The 22,371-nt window shown below is 60.2% G+C and carries 20 protein-coding genes; 7 read left to right on the top strand and 13 right to left on the bottom strand.

Features of this window, described 5'->3' with window-relative positions:
• The first annotated feature begins 91 nt into the window (after positions 1-91).
• The 4 genes from AB4N80_RS04800 (at position 92) to AB4N80_RS04785 (ending at position 6,944) form a co-directional block, all read left to right on the top strand.
• Positions 92-2,080 (top strand): M10 family metallopeptidase C-terminal domain-containing protein, encoded by a 1,989-nt coding sequence (locus AB4N80_RS04800; RefSeq protein ID WP_460080923.1) that lies wholly within the window; start codon positions 92-94, stop codon positions 2,078-2,080.
• Between the two features lie 348 nt (positions 2,081-2,428).
• The gene (locus AB4N80_RS04795) at positions 2,429-3,592 is read left to right on the top strand and encodes an ATP-binding protein (protein WP_460080920.1); all 1,164 of its coding nucleotides are present in this window, start codon (positions 2,429-2,431) and stop codon (positions 3,590-3,592) included.
• A gap of 318 nt (positions 3,593-3,910) precedes the next feature.
• The gene (locus AB4N80_RS04790) at positions 3,911-6,103 is read left to right on the top strand and encodes a TonB-dependent receptor (protein ID WP_460083009.1); all 2,193 of its coding nucleotides are present in this window, start codon (positions 3,911-3,913) and stop codon (positions 6,101-6,103) included.
• Between the two features lie 196 nt (positions 6,104-6,299).
• On the top strand, positions 6,300-6,944 hold the full coding sequence (locus tag AB4N80_RS04785; RefSeq protein ID WP_460080918.1) for a DUF2459 domain-containing protein: 645 nt from the start codon (positions 6,300-6,302) through the stop codon (positions 6,942-6,944).
• 44 nt (positions 6,945-6,988) lie between these two features.
• Here the strand turns inward: AB4N80_RS04785 and AB4N80_RS04780 are convergent, their stop codons facing one another.
• The 6 genes from AB4N80_RS04780 to AB4N80_RS04755 form a co-directional block, all read right to left on the bottom strand.
• A complete protein-coding gene (locus AB4N80_RS04780; protein ID WP_460080915.1) occupies positions 6,989-7,417 on the bottom strand; it encodes a hypothetical protein in 429 nt (142 codons plus the stop codon).
• Between the two features lie 571 nt (positions 7,418-7,988).
• Positions 7,989-8,624: an SCO family protein gene (locus tag AB4N80_RS04775; RefSeq protein ID WP_460080913.1), complete on the bottom strand. Its 636-nt coding sequence runs from the start codon at positions 8,622-8,624 to the stop codon at positions 7,989-7,991.
• The gene (gene cyoE / locus AB4N80_RS04770; protein ID WP_003196318.1) at positions 8,621-9,520 is read right to left on the bottom strand and encodes a heme o synthase; all 900 of its coding nucleotides are present in this window, start codon (positions 9,518-9,520) and stop codon (positions 8,621-8,623) included. Before cyoE ends, AB4N80_RS04775 begins: the two co-directional genes overlap by 4 nt.
• Positions 9,508-10,587: a COX15/CtaA family protein gene (locus tag AB4N80_RS04765; RefSeq protein WP_460080910.1), complete on the bottom strand. Its 1,080-nt coding sequence runs from the start codon at positions 10,585-10,587 to the stop codon at positions 9,508-9,510. Before AB4N80_RS04765 ends, cyoE begins: the two co-directional genes overlap by 13 nt.
• A gap of 10 nt (positions 10,588-10,597) precedes the next feature.
• The gene (locus AB4N80_RS04760) at positions 10,598-11,191 is read right to left on the bottom strand and encodes a hypothetical protein (RefSeq protein ID WP_460080908.1); all 594 of its coding nucleotides are present in this window, start codon (positions 11,189-11,191) and stop codon (positions 10,598-10,600) included.
• Positions 11,157-11,894, bottom strand: coding sequence for an SURF1 family protein (locus AB4N80_RS04755; RefSeq protein WP_460080905.1), 738 nt, complete (start codon positions 11,892-11,894; stop codon positions 11,157-11,159). Before AB4N80_RS04755 ends, AB4N80_RS04760 begins: the two co-directional genes overlap by 35 nt.
• A 70-nt stretch (positions 11,895-11,964) precedes the next feature.
• On the opposite strand from AB4N80_RS04755, the gene AB4N80_RS04750 reads away from it, so the two are divergent.
• The gene (locus tag AB4N80_RS04750) at positions 11,965-12,168 is read left to right on the top strand and encodes a twin transmembrane helix small protein (protein ID WP_460080902.1); all 204 of its coding nucleotides are present in this window, start codon (positions 11,965-11,967) and stop codon (positions 12,166-12,168) included.
• Positions 12,169-12,176: 8 nt separating this feature from the next.
• On the opposite strand, the gene AB4N80_RS04745 is transcribed toward AB4N80_RS04750, so the two are convergent.
• From AB4N80_RS04745 to coxB, 4 genes are all read right to left on the bottom strand, one after another.
• Positions 12,177-13,064 (bottom strand): cytochrome c oxidase subunit 3, encoded by an 888-nt coding sequence (locus AB4N80_RS04745; RefSeq protein WP_030139146.1) that lies wholly within the window; start codon positions 13,062-13,064, stop codon positions 12,177-12,179.
• A gap of 24 nt (positions 13,065-13,088) precedes the next feature.
• A complete protein-coding gene (locus AB4N80_RS04740; RefSeq protein WP_460080899.1) occupies positions 13,089-13,640 on the bottom strand; it encodes a cytochrome c oxidase assembly protein in 552 nt (183 codons plus the stop codon).
• A 121-nt stretch (positions 13,641-13,761) separates the two neighbouring features.
• Positions 13,762-15,354 carry a cytochrome c oxidase subunit I gene (gene ctaD, locus AB4N80_RS04735; protein ID WP_460080897.1) on the bottom strand — a complete coding sequence of 531 codons (1,593 nt, stop codon included), beginning with the start codon at positions 15,352-15,354 and terminating at the stop codon, positions 13,762-13,764.
• Positions 15,355-15,436: 82 nt separating this feature from the next.
• A complete protein-coding gene (coxB, locus tag AB4N80_RS04730; protein ID WP_122567769.1) occupies positions 15,437-16,564 on the bottom strand; it encodes a cytochrome c oxidase subunit II in 1,128 nt (375 codons plus the stop codon).
• Positions 16,565-16,935: 371 nt separating this feature from the next.
• On the opposite strand from coxB, the gene AB4N80_RS04725 reads away from it, so the two are divergent.
• Complete coding sequence (locus tag AB4N80_RS04725; protein WP_122567770.1) at positions 16,936-17,586, top strand: hypothetical protein; 651 nt, start codon at positions 16,936-16,938, stop codon at positions 17,584-17,586.
• Positions 17,587-17,891: 305 nt separating this feature from the next.
• Here AB4N80_RS04725 and AB4N80_RS04720 read toward each other — a convergent pair whose 3' ends face one another.
• The 3 genes from AB4N80_RS04720 to AB4N80_RS04710 all read right to left on the bottom strand — a co-directional run bounded on the left by AB4N80_RS04720 (position 17,892) and on the right by AB4N80_RS04710 (position 21,504).
• A complete protein-coding gene (locus tag AB4N80_RS04720; RefSeq protein WP_122567771.1) occupies positions 17,892-19,421 on the bottom strand; it encodes a SulP family inorganic anion transporter in 1,530 nt (509 codons plus the stop codon).
• Between the two features lie 88 nt (positions 19,422-19,509).
• Positions 19,510-20,241, bottom strand: coding sequence for a carbonic anhydrase (locus AB4N80_RS04715; RefSeq protein ID WP_060739823.1), 732 nt, complete (start codon positions 20,239-20,241; stop codon positions 19,510-19,512).
• A 204-nt stretch (positions 20,242-20,445) separates the two neighbouring features.
• On the bottom strand, positions 20,446-21,504 hold the full coding sequence (locus AB4N80_RS04710) for a PA0069 family radical SAM protein (RefSeq protein ID WP_460080893.1): 1,059 nt from the start codon (positions 21,502-21,504) through the stop codon (positions 20,446-20,448).
• Between the two features lie 182 nt (positions 21,505-21,686).
• Here AB4N80_RS04710 and AB4N80_RS04705 point away from each other — a divergent pair, with 182 nt between their 5' ends.
• Positions 21,687-22,367 (top strand): dual specificity protein phosphatase family protein, encoded by a 681-nt coding sequence (locus tag AB4N80_RS04705; protein ID WP_122567773.1) that lies wholly within the window; start codon positions 21,687-21,689, stop codon positions 22,365-22,367.
• The last annotated feature ends 4 nt before the right edge of the window (positions 22,368-22,371 follow it).

Here is a 22,371-nt window from a genome sequence, read left to right as displayed (position 1 = left end):
ATTCGAACGCAAGTGGTGCTGCTGCCGTAAATGGCAACCTGACTGACCCCTGTCTATAGTTTTTGGCGCCAAATCTATCGGAGGCATGGACATGAGCCAGAGCATTTCACCCGCCGCTTCAACCGCGCAAAAAACAGGCATGGTCGCCACGACCTTATGGGGCTCGGACAAAATCGCAGGTATCGCGGTCGATCCGGACGGTGCTATCTGGCTTGGCGCTTATAGTCGCCTGGGACGAGGAGGCGAAGAGGATTCAAGCTTCACCGGCAGCCTGGTCCGGTTCAATGCCAACGGCAGCCTGGACCGCACCTTCAGTGGCGATGGTAAGTCCCTGCTCCCTGTGTCGCTCGATATCGAGGACGGCGGTAATGCCGCCGTGCAGCCGGAAGGGGGCTACCTGGTGACGCGCTACGTGAACGTAGACAACGCCTGGGTGTCGGGCATCAGTCGTAACTTGGCCGACGGCAGCCTCGATACGAGTTTCGGGAACGGCGGCACCGTGACAGTGCCTTTCTATTGGAATGAAGATCTAGGCCAGCAAGCGTCGTTCTCTGTGCAACGCGACGGCAGCTTCTTCGCAAGCGCTGGGTATCCGTCCGGGGAGATCTATATCGCCCGCTTCGACGCAACGGGAACCTTGGTCTCGTCTTTTGGAGAGGCTGGGGTCCTGCACCTACCCGCGTCCGTCGGCATTCACCCCAGCAGCACGTTCGACGTTTCGCTGCAGGGAGACGGGAAGGTATTGGTCACCGGGCAAGATACCCTGACCCGCCTTAACCCGGACGGTACGCTGGATAGCAGCTTTGCGAACGGCGGCAGCCTGGCCCTGGATGTTCACGCAGACGCCCTCGTCATCCAGGATGACGGCAAAATCCTGCTGGCAGGCGCCTCGGGCGGTGTGGCGAGCGTCATCCGACTCAATGCCGACGGCTCGCTCGACACCGCTTTCGGCGATCAGGGTCGGGTCAGTTGGGGCTCGGAAAGCGCGCCTTTCGCAGTCGCCGACATGATCGTGCTGGCCGACGGCAAGCTATTGATTGGTGGAAGCCAAGGCACGCGCGCGGACGGCTATCTGGCCGCCTTGGTTCAGTTGAACCCAGACGGTCGCCTGGACCACAGCTTTGGCAATCCCGACGACGGCTATTACCACCTTGACGGTGGCGGCGATGCTGACTTCTTGCTCGGTACCGCCTCGTTCGACGATGCGATCCTTGGCGGGGCCGGTGACGATCTGCTCGATGGCCAGCAAGGTCGTGACCTGCTGACGGGCGACGCGGGGGCCGATACGTTCCGTTACCAGTCAGTCACAGACAGCTATCGAACCGCCACCGCGGCCCATAGCGACCGCATCACCGACTTCGACCCCAGCACCGATACGCTCGACCTCGCCTCCCTGGGCTTCCTCGGGCTGGGCAATGGACATGACGGAACGCTGGCGATACGCGTCAACGAAAGCGGGACGCGGACCTACCTCAAAAGCTTCGAGGCTAACGCGGATGGGGAACGCTTCGAAGTGGTCTTCGACGGTAACCTGGGCCAAACGCTGAATGAAACCAACCTCCTGTTTCAGCAGGCCAGGTTGACGGGCACCGAAGGGGACGATCGTTTACAAGGCAACGCTCGCGGCGAAATCATCGAAGGGTTGGCGGGCGATGATCGCCTTTATGGGGCGCTAGGCAATGATGTGTTGATTGGCGGAGAGGGCCGGGACCTATTGGCGGGTGGCGGTAACAACGATGTGTTCCGTTTCGACGGACTGAGCGACAGCTACCGTACCGCCACCGAAAACCACACTGATCGCCTGATTGACTATACCGTCGGTGAAGACACGATCGACTTGTCCGCCTTGGGCTTTACCCGGTTGGGCAATGGTTACAACGGCACGTTGGACGTGATTTTCAATGACGCCAAGGACCTGACTTACTTGAAGAGCTATGAAGCTGATGCCTCTGGGGCTCGATTTGAGTTGAGCTTGGTAGGGGACCACTCCGGTTACGGTAACTTGAACATCATCTTCGCCGAGCCCTTGGAAGAGGAGGCTATTCAATTGGTCGGAGTGGCTAACGACGTCTGGGTGTAAAACGCAAACCTGGTTATTTCTTGCTCTTAGCCATTGATCGTTCCCACGCTCCGCGTGGGAATGCAGCTCGGGACGCTCTGCGTCTCCCAGAGCCGAACGCAGAGCGTCCGTGGCGGCGTTCCCACGCAGAGCGTGGGAACGATCTCAAACGCACCCACCGCTAGCTTCACACGGCCCTGTGGATCTCTTATCCATACGAGCCAACCCTCCTTTCCAGTGGAAAGGGGCGGATCTAACATTAGGAAAAATTCCGACTCATATTGAATGCTATCTGTGTATAGCAAAAGATAATAGATTCAGCTAGCTTTAGCTATCTTTCGTTAAGTTTTGATATTTTTTGAGGTCGACATGGATCCCTACCGTAATCCGTTTGCGCCCGGAGCGGGCAGCAGGCCCCCTGAATTGGCGGGGCGCGACTCAATTCTCGAGGCGGCAAGAATTGCCTGTGGCCGAGCCGTCAATGGACGAAGTGCTCGCTCCATCATGCTCCTTGGCTTAAGAGGCACGGGTAAGACGGTCCTGTTGAATGAGATAGGAAGAATTGCGAAGGAGGAATGTCTTCTCGTCTCCAAAGTAGAGGCGCCAGAGCGTGAAAGCCTTGCACGTCTTCTTTATCCTGAAATGCGAAAGGTCATGCGCGCGCTTTCCGGCGTTGAGTCCGCCAAGCAAATTGCTAATCGTGGGCTAAAAGGACTTCGCAGCTTTGCATCAATCTTCAAGATTGATATTGGCGGTATTGAAATTGGTGTTGAGCCTGAGCCTGGACTCGCGGACAGCGGAAATCTTCAATACGATCTTCCCGATCTTTTTACTGTAATAGGTGAAGCGGCACAGGCCGCCGGCAAAGGCTGGATTCTTCTCATTGATGAAGTCCAATACCTCACCGAAGCAGATCTATCGGCACTGATTGTCTCTATCCATCGCATGTCGCAAGAAGGGCTTCCAGTGCTGCTGGTTGGTGCAGGCCTTCCGCAAGTTGCCCGGCTGGCGGGTGAGGCGAAGTCATACGCCGAGCGGCTTTTCCTTTACCCGGAGGTGGGGGCGCTCGATCAACCGTCTGCGACTCAAGCCGTTCAAAAACCGATCTTGGAGGAGCAAGCCTCTATCGACACTGCGGCGCTGGACAGCATCGTTGATCGGACGCAGGGCTATCCGTTCTTTCTTCAAGAGTGGGCATCCACGGCATGGAACAACGCCGAGGGGCCTGAAATTACGGTTGACGATGTCGAGCATTCTTATTCGGAAACATTGGCCTCTCTCGATGCGGGCTTCTTCAGGGTCCGTATCGATCGACTTACACCCTCGGAGGTTCAGTTTGTAAAAGCCATGTCCACCCTCGGCGATGGCCCCTATGCCATCGCTGATGTTGCCAAGGTCATGGGGCGACCTCAATCATCGCTTGGTCCGACTCGGGCCAACATCATTTCCAAGGGAATGATCTACAGCACAGATCACGGATATCTGAATTTTACAGTTCCTCTTTTCGCGGAATTCATGCGTCGCCAGGAATGAAGGCCAATGTTTGGCGAGGGGAATATCTCTTCGCCACACAGCTTGATGGTGTTGCGGTTAACGTGGCTCCACGTCATCCAACACCCGATTCGCCAGCAACGAACTCAGCTCAATCAACTGCTGGATACCCTGCGCCACATGACGCCTCGACTGCTGCGCAGCCGAGCGGGAGCAAGCTCCCTCGCCACGGGGGCTGTCTGGCTGACTAAACCGCTTTCCAAATCTTTTGTGGCAACGTGCCATTGGTTATGGATAATCTATCTGCGAATCATTAGCATTACCTGCATTGATTTCCCGTTTCCCGCAGGTACTCACTCCATGCTATTTCCATCTCGCCTTACGTTGCTTGCTGCGTGCTGCTCGGTCAGTTTTCTTGCCCAGGCGGCAGAACCTATTGAATTGGGCGCGACTGACGTTACTGCCAGTGCGATCAAACCCAACTCCAACACGCTACCAACGCCCTATGCGGGAGGTCAGGTGGCGAGCGGAGGCCAGATGGGTGTGCTGGGCAATCAGGACAACATGGATGTCCCGTTCGTGATGACGAGTTACACCTCGCAATTGATTGAAGATCAACAAGCTGAAGACGTGGGTGATGTGCTGCTCAATGATCCGTCGGTGCGTCAATCCTATGGGTTTGGTAACCAATCCCAAGTGTTCGTGATTCGAGGCCTGCCCCTTAACAGCGACGACATTTCCTATAACGGACTGTATGGCGTTTTACCGCGTCAAATTTTATCAACGGATGCTATCGAGCGTGTCGAGGTGTTCAAAGGCCCCAACGCGTTTATCAACGGTGTCAGTCCGACGGGCTCGGGGCTTGGGGGCGGCGTCAACTTGCAGCCCAAACGCGCAGAAGATGTCCCGACTCGTCGTTATACCCAGGACATCAGCACGGACGGCCGCATTGGCGAGCATTTGGATATCGGGCAGCGATTCGGCGAGGACAACCGGTTTGGCGCCAGGTTGAATCTCAGCCAGCGGGAAGGTGAAACAGCGATCGACAACCAGGATCAGCGCACAAAGTTGTTCGTGGCGGGCTTGGACTATCAAGGTGACAACTTCCGCGTTTCCACCGATTTCGGGTATCAGAAACAGCGTATCAATGGACTGCGTAATTCTGTGAACATCGGCAGCGCCACCCGCATTCCCACTGCTCCGCACGCCAGCCACAATTATGGACAGGACTGGACTTACGCCGAAACTGAAGACACTTTCGGCATGGTTCGTGGCGATTGGGATCTGAACGAAAACTGGACCGCCTACCTGGCTGGTGGTGTAAAGCACACCCGAGAAACTGGGGTGTACGCCACACCGACACTGGTCGGCAATAACGGCGTGGCTACGATCGGTGGTTCGGAAATTCCTCACAATGAAGACAACACATCGTTCAGTGGCGGGTTGAACGGGCGCTTCAACACGGGCCCTGTTTCTCACCAGGTTGCGATCGGCGGCTCAACGATCTGGACCGAGCAGGAAAACGCCTACACGTTCTATCGTTCCGTGACCGGGAACAGCAATATCTACGACACCCCCAAGCTTCCTAAACCGACTACGGTGTCCAGCACTGGCGGCAAAATGGGCGATCCCGGGGTGACCGGCAAAACCCGCAACCGTAGTCTGGCGATTTCCGACACGCTGGGCTTGTTCGATGACAAATTGCTGGTCACTTATGGTGTCCGTCGTCAGCAGTTGCGTGTCGAAAACTATAAGTACGATGGCACTACTTCAAACGGTGGAGCCAATCCAGCAAACGATGGCAGTCGTAGCGCGCTCTACGATGAAGCCATTACCACGCCTGTTTATGGCATCGTCTACAAGCCTGTGGAGAGCGTGTCGCTCTACGCCAACCGAATCGAAGGCCTTGCAAAAGGGCCGGTGGCGTCCGGTTCCGGTATCACGAACCTGGGTGAAGCCTTTCCCCCTGGCCGCACAAAGCAGTTGGAAGCGGGTATCAAGTTGGACCTGCAAACCTTCGGTGCCAACCTGGGTGTTTTCCGTATCGAGAAACCTTCCGATGGGTACGTCGACAACGCGCAGAGGCTCTATGTGCGTGATGGCGAGCAGGTCAACAAGGGGCTGGAGCTCAGCGTTTTCGGCGAGCCCATCGAAGGCCTCCGGTTGATGGCCGGCGGTACCCGCATGACGTCTGAGCTGAAAAAAACCGCTGGCGGTCTCAACGATGGCAATCACGCCATTGGCGTGCCAACGTTTCAGCTCAATGCCAGCGTAGATTGGGATGTTCCGGGTATCGAAGGGGCCGCGCTCAGCGCAAGGATGTTGCGCACTGGCGGGCAGTACGCTGATCAGGCTAACAACCTGAGCTTGCCTACCTGGAACCGTTTCGACGCGGGCGCACGTTACAAGATGAAATTCGTGGAGAAAGACCTGACGTTGCGCGTCAACGTGGAAAACATTACCGATAAGAACTACTGGGCGTCGGCAAACGGCGGCTACCTCTCGCAGGGTGACCCGCGCTTGGTGAAGTTCTCGGGGACTATCGATTTTTGAGTAAAAAGGGGATTTGAAAAGGGGAGAGCGTTGGCGAGTGCCCCAAGCTTTGAATGCTAGGCTTGGTCTCTGAGATATCTTGTGGCGTATGGCTGCTTTGGGTGTCTAAGCGCCATGGTTGCTTCTGGCCGAGATATAGCGTCAACCCCCGCCGGGTTTTCCCACGTTTCGTTAGCGAGCCTCCAAGCCCTTGTGTATGCGCATTGTAGTGCTGGTCCTGGTCCTCATGCTGTTCGGCTGCGCTACCGCGTCGGACCCGCCGAGGAGTGAGGGTGGCGATTGGCGGTCCTTCTATGTAGTGAATCATGGCCTGCATACCGGGTTGGTCATTGCGCGCCCCGATCTACTTCAGGTGCTTCCCGCATTGGCCGAAGCGTTCAGCGACGGCGACTTCGTTGAGTTCGGTTGGGGCGACGAGGATTTTTACCGAGCCCCACAGGCCACCTTGAGCCTCGCCTTGCGAGCCTTGTTCGGGTCGACGGCAACCGTGCTGCATGCGGTCAAGATTGACGGGGACCCCAGGCGGCGTTTCGCCACAAGCGAGGTCATCGAAGTGCGGGTGACGGAGGACAGCTACCAACGACTGCTCGCGTTCGTGGCCGGGACCTTCACCCGCTCAGCGACGGGCACCTTGGTGGTGCTCGGGCCAGGCCTGTATGGAGAGAGCCGGTTCTACCAGGCTGAGGGTCGCTATTCGCTGTTTTATACCTGCAATACCTGGGTCGCAGAGGCGCTGGCCGCGAGCAACTGTCCAATGTCGCCTGCAGCGGTGATTACGGCGGGGAATGTCGTGTGGCAGTTACGCCGGGCGACAGCGGTCGGTGCATCCTGCGTTGACTGAAAAGGAGTCATTTGCTGGAAATAAATCTCCTTTTCTCCTTCCCGCTAGCCGGGCTGATCACCTATGCAGTCAGGCAGGCCGGTGCCAATCGTGATCATTTCGACGGAAACTGTGGGGTGGTTGCCGAAGCCCCAAGACACCGGTCCCCCATAATTCACCAGATCGTAGATCTCGCTTTCGCCCATCAGCTGGCCGTTGCGATTATCGTACAAGCGAAAAAAGGCCGGGATTTCCCAGCGAACAAACCACTGCCGCTGCTCTGGCTCATCCGGGGGCGACTGGGGGTGAAAGAGGCCGGGCAGTATCCAAAAAGGCTTGAACTCCTGAACCCGGAAGCAGCCGTTGGGGCTGATCCTGGCGGCGCCGACGGGTTTCGCCAGAGCCTTTTCCCACCATTGTGAAACGGCCCATAGCCCCGCGCAGAACACGAGTGCAATGAGGGCTAATGTTGGGAGCCGGGTTAGTTTATTCATGTTCGCAGACCTGTCGTCGGTAACTCGCATCTGAAGTTGTTCTTCCCACTCTTAAGTCGCAGTCACTGGGCTAACGCTCAATGTGCTGTTCGACTGCCGGGATGGCGGGAAACTGCGGGAAACTGGGGACAGACCACGATTTTGCGTTCACCTGTAATCGGACCGTCTCATAATCGTGGTCTGTCCCCCGTTTCTGCCTTTCCCCCGTTTCCCCCGTTTCTGCCGGTGTGGGAGTGGATTCGCGAAGGCGGCGGCACATTCAACATTGATGCAAGCTGACCCGCCGCCTTCGCGAGCAAGCCCGCTCCCACAGGGGGCTGCGTTGGGCTGGATATTCGGTTCGACACAAACCCCTGTGGCGAGGGAGCTTGCTCCCGCTGGCCTGCGCAGCAGGCCCCTGCATTTCTTCAGGCAAACCGCATCGTCCGGTTTTGCGACTGCTGCGCAGCCGAGCGGGAGCAAGCTCCCTCGCCATGGGGGTGTCTGGGCGGGCGTCATCGCGAGCAAGCTCGCTCCCACAGGGGATCGGGGTGTTGCAGATACTGTATTCCGCAGGGGTCTCGCCTTGGCCTTATTTACGCTTGAGCATCTCCGGCAACTGCGCCACCAGTTTCTGGTTGTTCAGCGGTGCGCGGATAAACCCACGCTGGGTGCCATCCGGGCCAATCACGGCGAGGTTGCCGCTGTGATCAACCGTGTAGTTGGGCTTGCTGGTGTCCGCCGGGATGAACGGAATACTCACTGCATTCGCCAGTTTCTGCAGGTCTTCCACCGATGAAGCAGTCAGGCCTTTGAACTGCGGGTCAAAGTAACCCAAGTACTGCTTGAGCTGCTTGGGTGTATCGCGGTTCGGGTCGACGCTCACCAGTACGATCTGCAACTTATCCACAGCCTCGGGCGGCAGTTCGCTTTTGATCTGGCGCAGTTGGGCGAGGGTGGTCGGGCAGATGTCCGGGCAGAAGGTGTAGCCGAAGAACAGCAGGCTCCATTTGTCTTTCAACCCGTCCATCGCCACGGGCTGGCCGTCCTGGTCGGTCATTTTCACGTCCGGCAGGTTGCGGCTCTGGGGCAGCAGGATGATGCCGGCATCGATCAGCGCGGTCGGGTCGCCCTGGCCTTTGCCGGACAGCACCTTGTTGATGGTCAGGCCGAGGATCAGCGCGATCATGGCCACGAGGATGAAAACGGTTTTCTGGGTTCGAGTCATAGGCTCAACAGTAAGTAATGATCTACAAGCAGGGCGATGAACAGCAGGAACAAGTACCAGATAGAGTACTTGAACGTGTTGATCGCCGCGTGCGGCCGACTGCCACGGTACAACACCACGGCCCATTGCAGGAACCTGGCGCCCAAGACGAGAGCGCAGACAAGATAGAGCATCCCGCTCATGTGGATCACGAACGGCATCAGGCTCACCGCCAGCAGTACCAGGGTGTACAGCAGGATGTGGATCTTGGTGTAGTGCTCGCCGTGGGTCACCGGCAGCATCGGGATGTCGGCCTTGGCGTATTCCTCCTTGCGGTGAATCGCCAGGGCCCAGAAGTGTGGCGGGGTCCAGGCGAAGATGATCAGCACCAGCAACAGCGGTTCGGCGCTGACATGACCGGTGGCCGCGACCCAGCCCAGCAGTGGCGGCGCGGCGCCGGCGAGGCCGCCGATGACGATGTTCTGCGGCGTCGCCCGTTTCAGGAAACCGGTATACACCACGGCATAGCCGAGCAACGAGGCCAGGGTCAGCCAGGCCGTCAGTGGGTTGGTGAATGCCAGCAGTAACGCTTGGCCAGCCACCGCCAGGGCCAGGGCGAAGGTCAGGGCGGCGGCCGGCGAGACCCGACCCTCGGCCAGTGGCCGCTTGTGGGTGCGGGCCATCACCGCGTCGATGCGCCGGTCGACCACATGGTTGACCGCCGCCGCGCCGCCGGCGCACAGGGCGATGCCCAGGTTGCCGAACACCAGGACCGTCCACGGCACGCCGGCACGGGTGGCGAGGAACATGCCCACCAGCGAGGTGATCAGCATCAGCACCACCACCTTCGGCTTGGTCAGCTCCAGGTAATCGCGCCAGATCGCTTGGCTGTGGCGTTCACCGGTCAAGGTTGCCATGGCATCTCTCCTTTTATTGTTATGGGGCTGACGCTGTGTTTATGCGGGTTGAACCGCCAGCGCAGCGGGACCTGATGCTTGACCCGGACCAGGCTGGTACGGGCGTGATAGTTGACCAATACCAGGGTCAGCAGCAACGCGGCGCCCCCGGCGTTGTGGGCGACGGCCACCGGCAACGGCAGATGGAACAGCACGTTGCTGATGCCCAGGGTGATCTGCGCGGCCAGCGCGGCCAGCACCAGCCCGGCCAGCCGGGTCATGCCGACGGTCTTCAATTGCCAGGCCAGGCCCAGCAGCACCACGGTCACCAGCAAGGCGCCGATGCGGTGGGTCAGGTGGATGGCGGTGCGGGCGTCGCTGTCCAGTTGCCCGCCCAGGTAGTTGGGGCCGATGTGCTGGGTCAGGTGGAAGCCGTTGGCAAAGTCGGCCGGTGGCAGCCATTGGCCGTGGCAGGTGGGGAAATCGATGCAGGCCACGGCGGCGTAGTTGGAGCTGACCCAGCCGCCGAGGGCGATCTGGCCGATCACCAGCAACAGCCCGGCCGTGGCCCAGTGTTGCAGGCGCTTGGGCACGGTCAGCGCCGGCAGCACTCCGGACAAGCGCAAGGTGAGCAGGAACAACAGGCTCAACGTCGCAAACCCGCCCAGCAAATGCCCGGTGACCACCTGCGGCCACAGCTTCAGGGTTACGGTCCACATGCCGAACGCTGCCTGGGCAAAGACCACGGCGAGCAGGAACAGCGGCAGTTTCAATGGCAGGCCGGGGTGGCGACGGTTCATCCAGGCCCGGGCGGCCAGTACGGTAATCAACAGCCCCAGGGTCCCGGCAAAGTAGCGATGGACCATCTCGTTCCAGCCTTTGTGGGCTTCCACCGGTGTGTCGGGGAAATGCAGCTCGGCATGGGCCAGTTGGGCTTCGCTCTTGGGCACGCTGATGAACCCGTAGCAACCGGGCCAGTCCGGGCAACCGAGGCCGGCGTGGGTGAGCCGGGTGTAGGCGCCCAGCAGGACGACGATCAATGCCAGCAGCGTGGCAAACAGCGCGAGGCGAAATCCAGGTTTGGCCATGTCGATGCCCTCATCCGATGTTCGACAGTTTCAGCAGGTGGCGCAGGTCGTTGAGCAAGTCCTTGCCCTTGACCCGGGCGTCGTAGCGCAGCACCAGGTTGCTGTGGGGGTCGATGATCCATAGTTGGGCGCCGCCGGAACCCTGGGCGCCTTTCTGATACGCCGGCAGGTCCAGTGGATAACGTTGCAGTTGTGGGTATTCGCGTTGCAGTTGGGCGTCGTACTCGGCGTCCAACGGTTGAGCCACCGCCAGGGCATGGCTGGCGCGGCCGGCTTCGCGGCCCAGGCCGATCTGGATTTGCCGGGCCAGGTACACCAGTTGCCGGCAATCCACCGAGCACTCCTGTGGCGCGGTGACGAGGATCTGCCAGCGTTGTTCATCGGCCTGCACGCCAATCTCGGCGCGGGTCTGGCCGTTGCCGATCAGTTCGCCGTGGTAGCTGCGGCTGTCGGGCACCCAGAACTGGAATTTGTACATGCCGGTGGCGAGGATCATCGGGCCGATCACGCCGAGCACGATCAGCAGCAATTGCACGCGGCCCTTGCGACGGTTGTGTGTCACGGGCGCCTCAGACGTGTTGGTTGGATTCATGGTGCTTCCCATGGTGTCTCCCTGCGTTGTGCCATCCGAGATAAAGAAAAAGGCCGAACAGGGCCGCCGCCATGGCGAACCACTGCACGGCATAACCGAGGTGTTTTTCCGGGCCCATGGCCACCACCGGCCAATCGGTCCGGTAGGCGCCGGGGCCGCTTTGTTGGCGCAATTCATAGGCGAAACCGTTGCGGCCCAGGTCGGCCCAGAGCTTGTCCGGCTCGATGGCGGTGACCAGTCGCGGCCACGGCGCGCCCGCCGGGTCGGCGTGGAGCTGGAACGTCGCGCCCGGGGCAACATAGACCCAGGCCTGGAGGCTGACGGGTTGTTCCGGTGTGTTGAAGACCGGCGGCGTGCGTCGGTCCGGCCAGGGCAGCCAGCCGCGATTGACCAGCAACCAGAGCCCGGTCCGGTGGTCGAGGAACGGTTGCAGCAACTCGACGCCGACTTTGCCGTCGTGTTGGCGGTTATCCAGCAGGATGCTGTGCTCGGCGTCGAACTGGCCCTGCAGCGTGACCGGTCGAAAGGCCGGGTCGGCAGTGTGCGTAAGCTCGGTGCTGTCCATCGGCGGCGCCACGCGACGCTCGGCGTAAGTGTCCATGAGCACACGCTTCTGTTCGCCGCGGCTCAATTGCCAGAACCCCAGGCACACCATCACCGGCACCAGCACGGCCACCACCAAAGACGGCACGATGCCTGGCCGGAAACCTTTCATGGCGCCGTCCGAAAGCCATCGAACGGGATAGCTATACTCACGTGCATCGCGTCCCCCCGGAGTGTCCCTAATGCTCAAAGCAGCCATCGCCCTGATGCTGATCGCCACAGTTGCCAGCCTGTTCAGCGGCCTGTTTTTTCTGGTCAAGGACGACAGCAGTTCCAATCGACTGGCCATTGCCCTGGCGATTCGTGTCGCCTTGGCCGCTGTCACCGTCGGCTTGATCGCCTGGGGCTTTTTCAGCGGCCAGTTGGTCTCCCACGCGCCCTGGTAGCGGCTGCCTCAGAGGATGTAGACGAAGAAGAACAAGCCGATCCACACCACATCAACGAAGTGCCAGTACCAGCTCGCGGCCTCGAAGCCGAACTGGTGCTCGTTGTCGAAATGCCCGCGCATGATGCGCATCAGCATCACGAACAAAATGATCGTGCCGATGGTGACGTGGGCGCCGTGGAACCCGGTGAGCATGAAGAACGTCGCGCCGTAGATCCCCGAGCCCAACGTCAGGCCCAGCTCTTTATAGGCGTGGATGTATTCCTCGGCCTGGAAGCCCAGGAAGGCGCAACCCAGCAGCACGGTGATCGCCAGCCAGATTTTCAGCGCGCCGCGATGGCCTTTTTTCAGGGCATGGTGGGCGATGGTCACGGTGACGCTGGAGCTGACCAGCAGGATGGTGTTGAGCAGCGGCAAGCCCCAAGGGCTGATCACATCCTTGGGCGGTGGGAAGAGCTTGGGGTCGGGGTTGTTCAGCAACGGCCAGACGTATTCGAAGTTCGGCCAGAGCATCTCCGACAAGCCCTTGCTGCCTTCACCGGCCAACCCCGGCGCGGAGATCGTGCGCACATAGAACAGCGCACCGAAGAACGCGATGAAGAACATCACTTCGGAAAAGATGAACCAGCTCATGCCCCAGCGGAACGAGCGGTCGAGCTGGGCGCTGTACAGCCCGGCGCGGCTTTCCTTGATCACCGCGCCGAACCAGCCGAACAGCATGTAGGCCACCAGCAGGCCGCCGACGAAAAAGATCAGCGGGCCATGGGATTCCGGGCGCGCCGCCTTCAGGTCGTTGAACCAGGTCGCCAGGCCATACACCGTGACGAACATCCCGACCGTGGCGATGATCGGCCATTTGCTCTGGGCCGGAACGTAATAGTGTTCGTGAGTTGCCATTTATTGTTCTCCTTATCGGGCACGCTATCGTTCAGTGTTTAGAGCCACCGGTGGATGACGAGCGGTGATGTCGAACAGCGTGTAGGACAGCGTCAGATGCTTCACTTCCTTGGGCATGTCCCGGTCAACGATGAAGCGCATGGGCATTTCGATGCGTTCGCCGGGTTGCAGCACTTGCTGGGTAAAACAAAAACATTCGGTCTTGTGGAAATACGCCGCCGCGGTGCTCGGCGAAATGCTCGGCACCGCCTGGGCGCTCATCGGCCGGTTGGTGGGGTTGTGGGCGACGAACACCATCTCGTTGACCGCCCCGGGCTTGACCACCAACTGGTCGCCCTTGGGGTAGAAATCCCAGACCATGTCCACGGCGTTGGTCGACAAGAACTGCACCCGCACCTGGCGGGATTCATCGACGGTCTGCTCGCCTTCGTATTGCCCGCCGGTCTTGCCGTTGATGCCGAACGCCTTGCACATCACGTCGTAGATCGGCACCAGGGCAAACCCGAAGATGAACATGGCCACCACCACCAGCAGCAGGCGGGTGACCAGTTTCTTCAGCGAAATCGAATCAGCCATGATTTCCAGTCCCTACCCAGAACCCTGTGGGAGCGAGCTTGCTCGCGATAGCGGCGACTCGGTGTGTCAGACACACCGCCATCGCGAGCAAGCTCGCTCCCACACAGGCCCCATGTGTCATCTATTTCACTTCCGGCGGCGTAGTAAACGTGTGATACGGCGCCGGCGATGGCACGCTCCACTCCAGCCCTTCGGCCCCATCCCACGGCTTGGCCGGTGCCGGCGCGCCGCCACGGATGGTCTTGATCACGATGAAGAGGAAGAAGATCTGCGTGGTGCCGAACATGAACGCCCCGATGGACGAGACCATGTTGAAGTCGGCGAACTGCAGGTTGTAGTCGGGGATCCGCCGGGGCATGCCCGCCAGGCCGACGAAGTGCATCGGGAAGAACGCCAGGTTCATGCCGATGAAGGACAGCCAGAAGTGCAGCTTGCCGAGGGTTTCGTCGTACATGTGGCCGGTCCATTTCGGCAGCCAGTAGTAGGCCGAGGCGAAGATCCCGAAGATCGCGCCGGGCACCAGCACATAGTGGAAGTGCGCGACCACGAAGTAGGTGTCCTGGTACTGGAAGTCCGCCGGGGCGATGGCCAGCATCAGCCCGGAGAAACCACCGATGGAAAACAGGATCACGAACGCCACGGCGAACAGCATCGGTGTCTCGAAGGTCAGCGAGCCTTGCCACATGGTGCTGGCCCAGTTGAACACCTTCACCCCGGTGGGCACGGCGATCAGCAGGGTCGCGTACATGAAGAACAGTTCGCCCACCAGCGGAATGCCGACCACGAACATGTGGTGCGCCCAGACGATGAACGACAGGAACGCAATGGCGGCCGTGGCATAGACCATCGAGGTGTAGCCGAACAACGGCTTGCGCGAGAACGCCGGGATGATCGAGCTGACGGCACCGAAGGCCGGCAGGATCATGATGTACACCTCGGGGTGGCCGAAGAACCAGAACACGTGCTGGAACAGCACCGGGTCACCGCCACCGGCGGCACTGAAGAAGCTGGTGCCGAAGTGGATGTCCATCAGCATCATCGTCACGCAGCCGGCCAGCACCGGCATCACTGCGATCAGCAGGAACGCGGTGATCAGCCAGGTCCAGACGAACAGCGGCATTTTCATCAGGGTCATGCCGGGGGCGCGCAGGTTGAGGATGGTGGCGATCACGTTGATCGCGCCCATGATCGAGCTGATGCCCATCAGGTGGATGGCAAAGATGAAGAACGTCACGCTTTCCGGCGCATAGGTGGTGGACAGTGGCGCATAAAAGGTCCAGCCGAAGTTCGGCCCGCCACCCGGGGTGAACAGCGTCGAGACCAACATCAGGAATGCCGCCGGCAACAGCCAGAAGCTGAAGTTGTTCATGCGCGGCAGGGCCATGTCCGGCGCGCCGATCATCAACGGGATCATCCAGTTGGCAAGGCCGACGAAGGCCGGCATCACCGCGCCAAAGACCATCACCAGGCCATGCATGGTGGTCATCTGGTTGAAGAATTCCGGCTGGACGATCTGCAGGCCGGGCTGGAACAGCTCGGCGCGGATCACCATGGCGAACGAGCCGCCCAGCAGGAACATGGAGAAGGCGAACCACAGGTACAGCGTGCCGATATCCTTGTGGTTGGTGGTCAGTACCCAGCGCATCAGGCCCTTGGCGGGGCCATGGGCGTGGTCGGCACCGGCATGACCGTGGTCATCGATCACAGCACTCATGTCCTGTCTCCTTCGAACGAGTGGGCTGGACGGTGCGGGGCGGTGAGCCCCGACCGGTTACGGGAACAAACGTCAGGCCGGCTCATTGGCTGTCCGCCTGTTTGAGTTCCAGCACTTCTTTAGGCGTCACCATGTCGCCCTTGTTGTTGCCCCAGGCGTTGCGTTCATAGGTCACGACCGCGGCGATATCGACTTCCGACAGCTGCTTGCCGAACGCGGCCATGGAGGTGCCGGGTTTGCCGTGGAAGACAATGTTCAGGTGATCCTTGATCGGCCCGGTGGCGATTTTCGAGCCCTTGAGCGCCGGGAACATCGGCGGCAAGCCCTGGCCTTCGGCCTGGTGACAGGCCACGCAGGTGGTGTGGTAGACCTTGTCACCACGCTCAACGAGTTCTTCGCGCGTCCATTCCTTGCTGGTCAATTCCTTAAGCTGCGCGGCCTCGGCCTTGCGTTCGCCCAGCCATTTTTCGTAGTCGGGCTTGCTCTTGACCTCCACCACGATCGGCATGAAGCCGTGGTCCTTGCCGCACAGCTCGGCGCATTGGCCGCGGTACAGGCCGGGCTTGTCGACACGGGTCCAGGCTTCGTTGACGAACCCGGGGATCGCATCGCGCTTGACCGCGAAGGCCGGCACCCACCAGGAGTGGATCACGTCGGCGGAGGTCACCAGAAAGCGCACCTTGGCATCGACCGGCAGCACCAGCGGCTTGTCGACCTCCAGCAGGTAATGCTCGCCCTTGGCGCTCTGGTTATGGATCTGTTCGGCGGGGGTCGCCAGGTTGCTGAAGAACTCGACGTCCTGGCCCAGGTACTTGTAGTGCCACTTCCATTGATAGCCGGTGATCTGGATATCGATGTCCGACTCGCTGGAGTCGTACATCTTGATCAGGGTGGCGGTGGCGGGAATCGCCATTAGCACCAGGATCAGGAAGGGCACGATGGTCCAGAGAATTTCGACGCGGGTGTTTTCGTGGAAATGCGCAGCATTCTGGCCGGTTGAACGGCGGTGCATCATCATCGACCAGAACATGGCGCCGAAGACGATGATGCCGATGACCACACAAATCCAGAAGATGGTCATGTGCAGGTCGAATACTGCGTTGCTGATCTGTGTCGCTCCAGGCGCCATATTCACAGTCCAGGCCGCTTGTGCCTGGCTGAAAATCGACCACAACAGGAGGCCCATCCATACGTGTGGATGTCGCGTCATTGCGGGTTCCCCTTATCGTTCTTGTTATCCCGTAGGCGTAAAGCCTGCGGCAAGGGATCGGCTATTCAGACTGCTTAATTGACTCGCCGCGCCTTGCTGCACATGCAATCGGGTGTCATCAGCTAACTCCATTCCAAACCGAGTATAGACAGCACCTGCAACCTCGCAACGCGATGGCGTAAATCGTTTGAAACAGCCGGGGCTTGCGCTAGAGCCCACGAATGGAGAAGGATGCGAACTGAGTGATGGCAAACCGATATAACTGTGGCGCAGCAAGGATGAGGCGGTTATGAAAAATAGGTCTTAGGAGTGTTTTTGCGCCAGCTAAGTTATGTCTTCCCTATTTCATTGCCTTGTTTCCTGGAGTTGTCATGAACACCGCCGCATTGCGCGAGCAGATCCAAAAAGCCCAACAACACGAAGCCGAGACCGGCCAATTGACCCGCCAGCTGGAGGCCCAGCTGCCGCACCTGCATGCCGCGATCCAATTGCCAGACATCGACGCGAAGGGCGTCATGACCCGTTTTGTCACCGCTTACATCGAGCAAGTACCGGACCTGCTGGACGCCGCCAACGAGGTGGCTCGCGAAGCCGGGATCGAATCGCAGATCAAGCCGGTGCTGAAGATCGCCGAACAGTTTTTTCTTCAGCCACCGAAGTTGATGGAAGGCCACGTTGGCCTGGACAGCCTGCTGGACGAGGCCTACCTGGCCCACCGGCTGGTGGAGGAGGTCAACGATCTGTACATCAAGCACTTCAGCCAGCCGCTGATTCCGTTGGACATGACCGTCGCCAACCTGATCGCTCACCATCTGATCGGCGAGCCGTTCGCCAACCAGTTGGACGAAGCCGTGCATCACGCCGTGGATGAAATGCTCGACGAAGACAGCTTTGCGCTGGAATCGGTGGAGTCTTACCGCGAGAAAATCGGCAGCCCGGACACGGGTGCAGCCTGGAAGCGCTGGCCTTGCCTGTCACGCCAGCTGGGCGTTGGGCTGGAGCTGGATCAGCCGGCGGCTTGATGAGTTGAAATGCAAACCCCTTGTGGGAGCGGACTTGCTCGCGAAGGCGGAGTGTCAGGCAGCATTTAGCTAACTGATCCACCGCTTTCGCGAGCAAGCCCGCTCCCACATTGAATCTGTGGTGTTCATCAATCATATGCGCGACACCACAACCCCTGTGGGAGCGAGCTTGCTCGCGATTGCATTGGACCAGCAACATCGCAGTTGGCTGATACATCGCTATCGCGAGCAAGCTCGCTCCCACATTGGGTCTGTGGTGTTCATGAATCATGTGCCCTACACCCAACTCCTATGGGAGCGAGGTGTCAGGCAGAGGCTGCGCCAACCCCCACGGTGGTACGCAGCCGCCCTTCCAGCCGGCGCTTGAGCCCACGGGATTCGATCAGCAGCTTCGAACCCTTGCTGGCGTTCGCCCGGCCCCATTCTTCCAGCAACTCCAGGCAGGAGTGATCGATGTAGCTCAGGTTATTGAGCGGCACATGCACGGTCGCGCCTGTCGGTATGGTGCCCAGCACCTGGGTCAGCGCCGGTACCTTGAGGAAGGTGGCCGCCCCGACCAGTCGCAGTTCCATCTCGCCTTCCTGGGGCAGGTCGATCAGGCTGATTTTCAGGCGCGAGGCTTTCCAGGCCAGTTTCACCAGGGTCAGGCCGAAGCCGATCAGCACACCGGTCAGCAGGTCGGTGAAGATGATCGCCAGCGCCGTTGCGGCGTAGGTGAACATCGGCATCCGGCCATAACGACCCAGGCTGCGAAACGCCTTGAGGTCCACCAGTTTGAAACCGGTGTAGACCAACACACCCGCCAGGCTTGCCACCGGAATGCTTTGCAGCACGCTGGACAGCAACAGCACGAACAGCAACAACCACAGGCCGTGGAAAATCGTCGACATCCGCGTGGTGGCCCCGGCCTGGACGTTGGCCGAGCTGCGCACGATCACCCCGGTCATCGGCAAGGCGCCGAGCAGGCCGCAGAGCATGTTGCCGATCCCTTGCGCCGACAGCTCCCGATCGAAGTCCGCACGCTCACCACTGTGCATGCGATCGACGGCGGCCGCCGACAGCAGGGTTTCGGCGCTGGCGATGAAGGCGACCGCGAATGCGGCGACCAGCAGCGTCGGGTCGGCCAGGTTCAACAGGTCTGCCGGGCGCAGCCAATCAATAGCTTCGGCCAGGTTCTCCGGCACTTCCACGCGCTTGACCTGCAAGGCCAGCAGCAGGCTGGCGACGGTCGCCAAGCCGACACCCAGCAAGGCGCCAGGGACGAAGCGCAGGCTGTGGGGACGAAATTTTTCCCACAGCCACATCACCGCAATCGTCGACAGGCCGAGCAGGCCGGCCTGCCAGCCGAAGGACGGCAAGGCCTGGGCCACCGCCGCCGGGAACGCCGCGAGGTTATCCAGCCCTGAGGGCTTGGGCGCGGCGTCGAGCATCACATGGACCTGGGACAACACGATCAGCACGCCGATACCCGCCAGCATGCCGTACACCACCGCAGGCGCCGTGACCCGGAACCAGCAACCGAGGCGAAAACGCCCGGCCAACAATTGCAGAAGACCGGCCAGCAACAGGATCGGCCCGAGCATTGCCACGCCATGCTGGCGTACCAGTTCGAAGACCAACACCGCCAACCCGGCGGCCGGGCCGCTGACTTGCAGCTTGGAGCCGGCCAGAAAACCGACTACCAGACCGCCGATGATGCCGGTGATCAGGCCTTTGGCCGGTGGCAGGCCGGAGGCGATGGCAATGCCCATGCACAAGGGCAGCGCCACCAGGAACACAACCACCGAAGCCAGTAGCTCCCGTGGCAGAACAGCTTTTAATTGAGCAGCACGCATGGCGACTCTCCCGAAGTTTTCTTCAGGCATGGCGAAGCCCTACCGCGCAAATGGCGGCAAGGCTTGAACCACACAAGTTTAAGAGTGGTTAGAAGCGCGCTTTGGGCGTCGCCACCGGTATCGGATGGCTGCCATCGAGCGGCAGGAAACGTCCCTGGTCCGCGTCAAAGGCTTTGATCTCGCTGGTCTCGATGTTGTACACCCAGCCATGGATGAACAACTGACCGCTGGCCATGCGCGACGCGACCGAGGGATGCGTTCGCAAATGCTGCAATTGCGCGATCACGTTCTCTTCGGTGAGGATGGGCATGGTCTGTTTTTCATCGCCGCACGGACAGTTGTCGTGGACCATGGTCTTGGCCACTTCGGCGTGGCGCAGCCAGGCTTTTACCGTGGGCATTTTTTCCAGGGTGTCGGGGTTGAGCACCGCACGCATGGCGCCGCAATCGGAATGGCCGCAGACAATGATGTGCTGCACGCCGAGGGCCAGCACGGCGTATTCGATGGCGGTGGAGACGCCGCCGTTCATTTGCCCATAAGGCGGCACGACGTTGCCGACGTTGCGGGTCACGAACAGGTCGCCGGGGGAGCTATGGGTGATCAACTCGGGCACGATGCGCGAATCGGCGCAGGTGATGAACATCGCCCGGGGCGCTTGGGCGGTGGCGAGTTTCTTGAAGAGTTCTTCCTGTTGCGGAAAGATCTCGTGATGGAAATGCAAAAAGCCGTCAACAATATGCTGCAGCGCTGCATCGGCGGTTTCCGCCTCGGGTTGGGCTGAAGCCGACGCAGCCAACGGCTGTTTATCCTTGTCACTCATGATTCATCCTCTTTGACGGTATGACGCCAGTGGCTGGTTAAAAAACATCCAGGTCGAGATGTTCGACCCGTCAGTCACTCGCTGAACAAGGTAGCGGCCGAAACTTAACTCAAACTGAAATCGAAGGCTCTAGGACAACGATTCCAGGGGTGGCGAAACACTGGCGCAGATCATGTCCAGTGGCCTTTACAGGGTCAACTTTAATCAAATCAACGACATCTGTCGGCCCGGCGGACAGAAGGCATCGCAGTCAAGATTGTATCCGTCACGGCGCTCCAGCCCCAGGCGCTTGAGTGCCTTGGCAAATCGCTGGGCCAGCAGGTCGGCGAACGGGCCTTCGCCGCGCATCCGCGCACCGAAGCGGCTGTCATACAGTTCGCCACCGCGGCTCTGGCGCACCAGGCTCAGCACATGGGCGGCGCGTTGTGGGTAGTGCACCTGCAACCATTCCTCGAACAGCGGCGCGACTTCCAGCGGCAAGCGCAGCATGACGTAGGCGGCATTCTGCGCGCCGGCGGCGTGGGCTTCGGCCAGCAGGCTCTCGATCTCGCTGTCGTTGATCATCGGGATCATCGGTGCACACAGTACCCCCACGGCAATGCCCGCCTCGCGCATGACCTTGATCGCCCGCAGCCGCGCCTTGGGCGCCGCCGCACGGGGTTCGAGAATGCGCTTGAGTTCATCGTCCAGGGTGGTGAGGCTGATCATCACGTGCACCAGGCGCTGTTGCGCCAGCTCGGTCAGCAGGTCCAGGTCGCGCAGGATCAGCGAACCCTTGGTGACGATGGTCACCGGATGCCGATAACGCAGCAGCACCTCGAGAATCCGGCGGGTTATCCGCTGTTCGCGTTCGATAGGCTGATAGGGATCGGTGTTGGAACCCAGTGCGATCGGCGCGCACTGATAACCGCGCCGGGACAATTGCTCTTCCAGCACATCGGCGGCATTGGTCTTGGCGATCAGCTTCGTTTCGAAATCCAGCCCCGGCGACAGGTCCCAATAGGCATGGCTGGGCCGTGCGTAGCAGTAGATGCAACCGTGTTCACAGCCTCGGTACGGGTTGATCGAGCGGTCGAACGGAATATCGGACGAGGTGTTGCGGGTAATGATGGTCTTCGCCGTTTCGATGCGCACCTCGGTGCCTTGGGTCGGCGGGACTTCCTGGTACCAGCCGTCATCTTCGGCCACCGAGCGACTCGGGGCGAAGCGGTTGTGCGGGTTGGTCGCGGTGCCGCGGCCGCGCGGTGGAAGGGAGGCTGGCATGGGAATACTCCGATAGCTGTATGTGCATACAGTATTCGCTGTGTTCGATTAAGACCAGTGCCATTGAGCAGCCCAAATACCGGATAGGCGTTCACAACGCTTTGACGTTCTGCTCACAGGCTTTTAACCGGAGCGAGCCGACACTGAGCCTCTCGTGTTTCTTCGTACTCGGTCGTCCGTGCATGCTCAAGCTCTGTTCCCATTCGTTGTTGTGCCTGGCCTTGCTCACCGGGCTGGCCGAGGCACCCGCCCAAGCGGCCGATTCCATTGATGCGAGGCCCGCTGAATGGGCGCAGCCGGTGGCAAAGGACTACAACCTCTATCAGATGTCTCCGACGCTTTACCGCAGCTCCCTGCCGGACGGCGGGACGTTGCCCTGGCTGACGAAGCTCAGGATCGGCACGGTCATCAACTTTCTGCCGGAGTCGGACCAACGCTGGCTGTCCACCCCCGGCATCGAGCAAGTGCAGTTGCCCTATCGCACCAACCATGTCGACGACAGCGACATACTCAGGGCCTTGCGCGCTGTCCAGACGGCCGAAGCCAAGGGGCCGGTGCTGATGCACTGCAAGCACGGCTCGGACCGCACCGGGCTGGTGGCCGCCATGTACCGGGTGGTGGTCCAGGGTTGGAGCAAGGAGGACGCGTTGAACGAGATGACCGAAGGTGGCTTCGGTGACAGTCATCACTTCAAGGACGGCGTGCGCTACATGATGCAGGCCGATGTCGACAAACTCCGCACGGCGCTGGCGAACGGCGATTGCAGCACCAGCGTCTTTGCCCTTTGCTCTCTGGAGAGTTGGGTCAACTCGACCACCACGGCCCATCACCTTGATCCTCAGGCTGTGCTTCCAGAGCGCTGATCGG

It is taken from the genome of Pseudomonas sp. H3_A02, from assembly GCF_054671965.1.
Note: the sequence above shows the minus strand (reverse complement) of the source record. Positions and strands in the feature narration are given on the sequence as shown.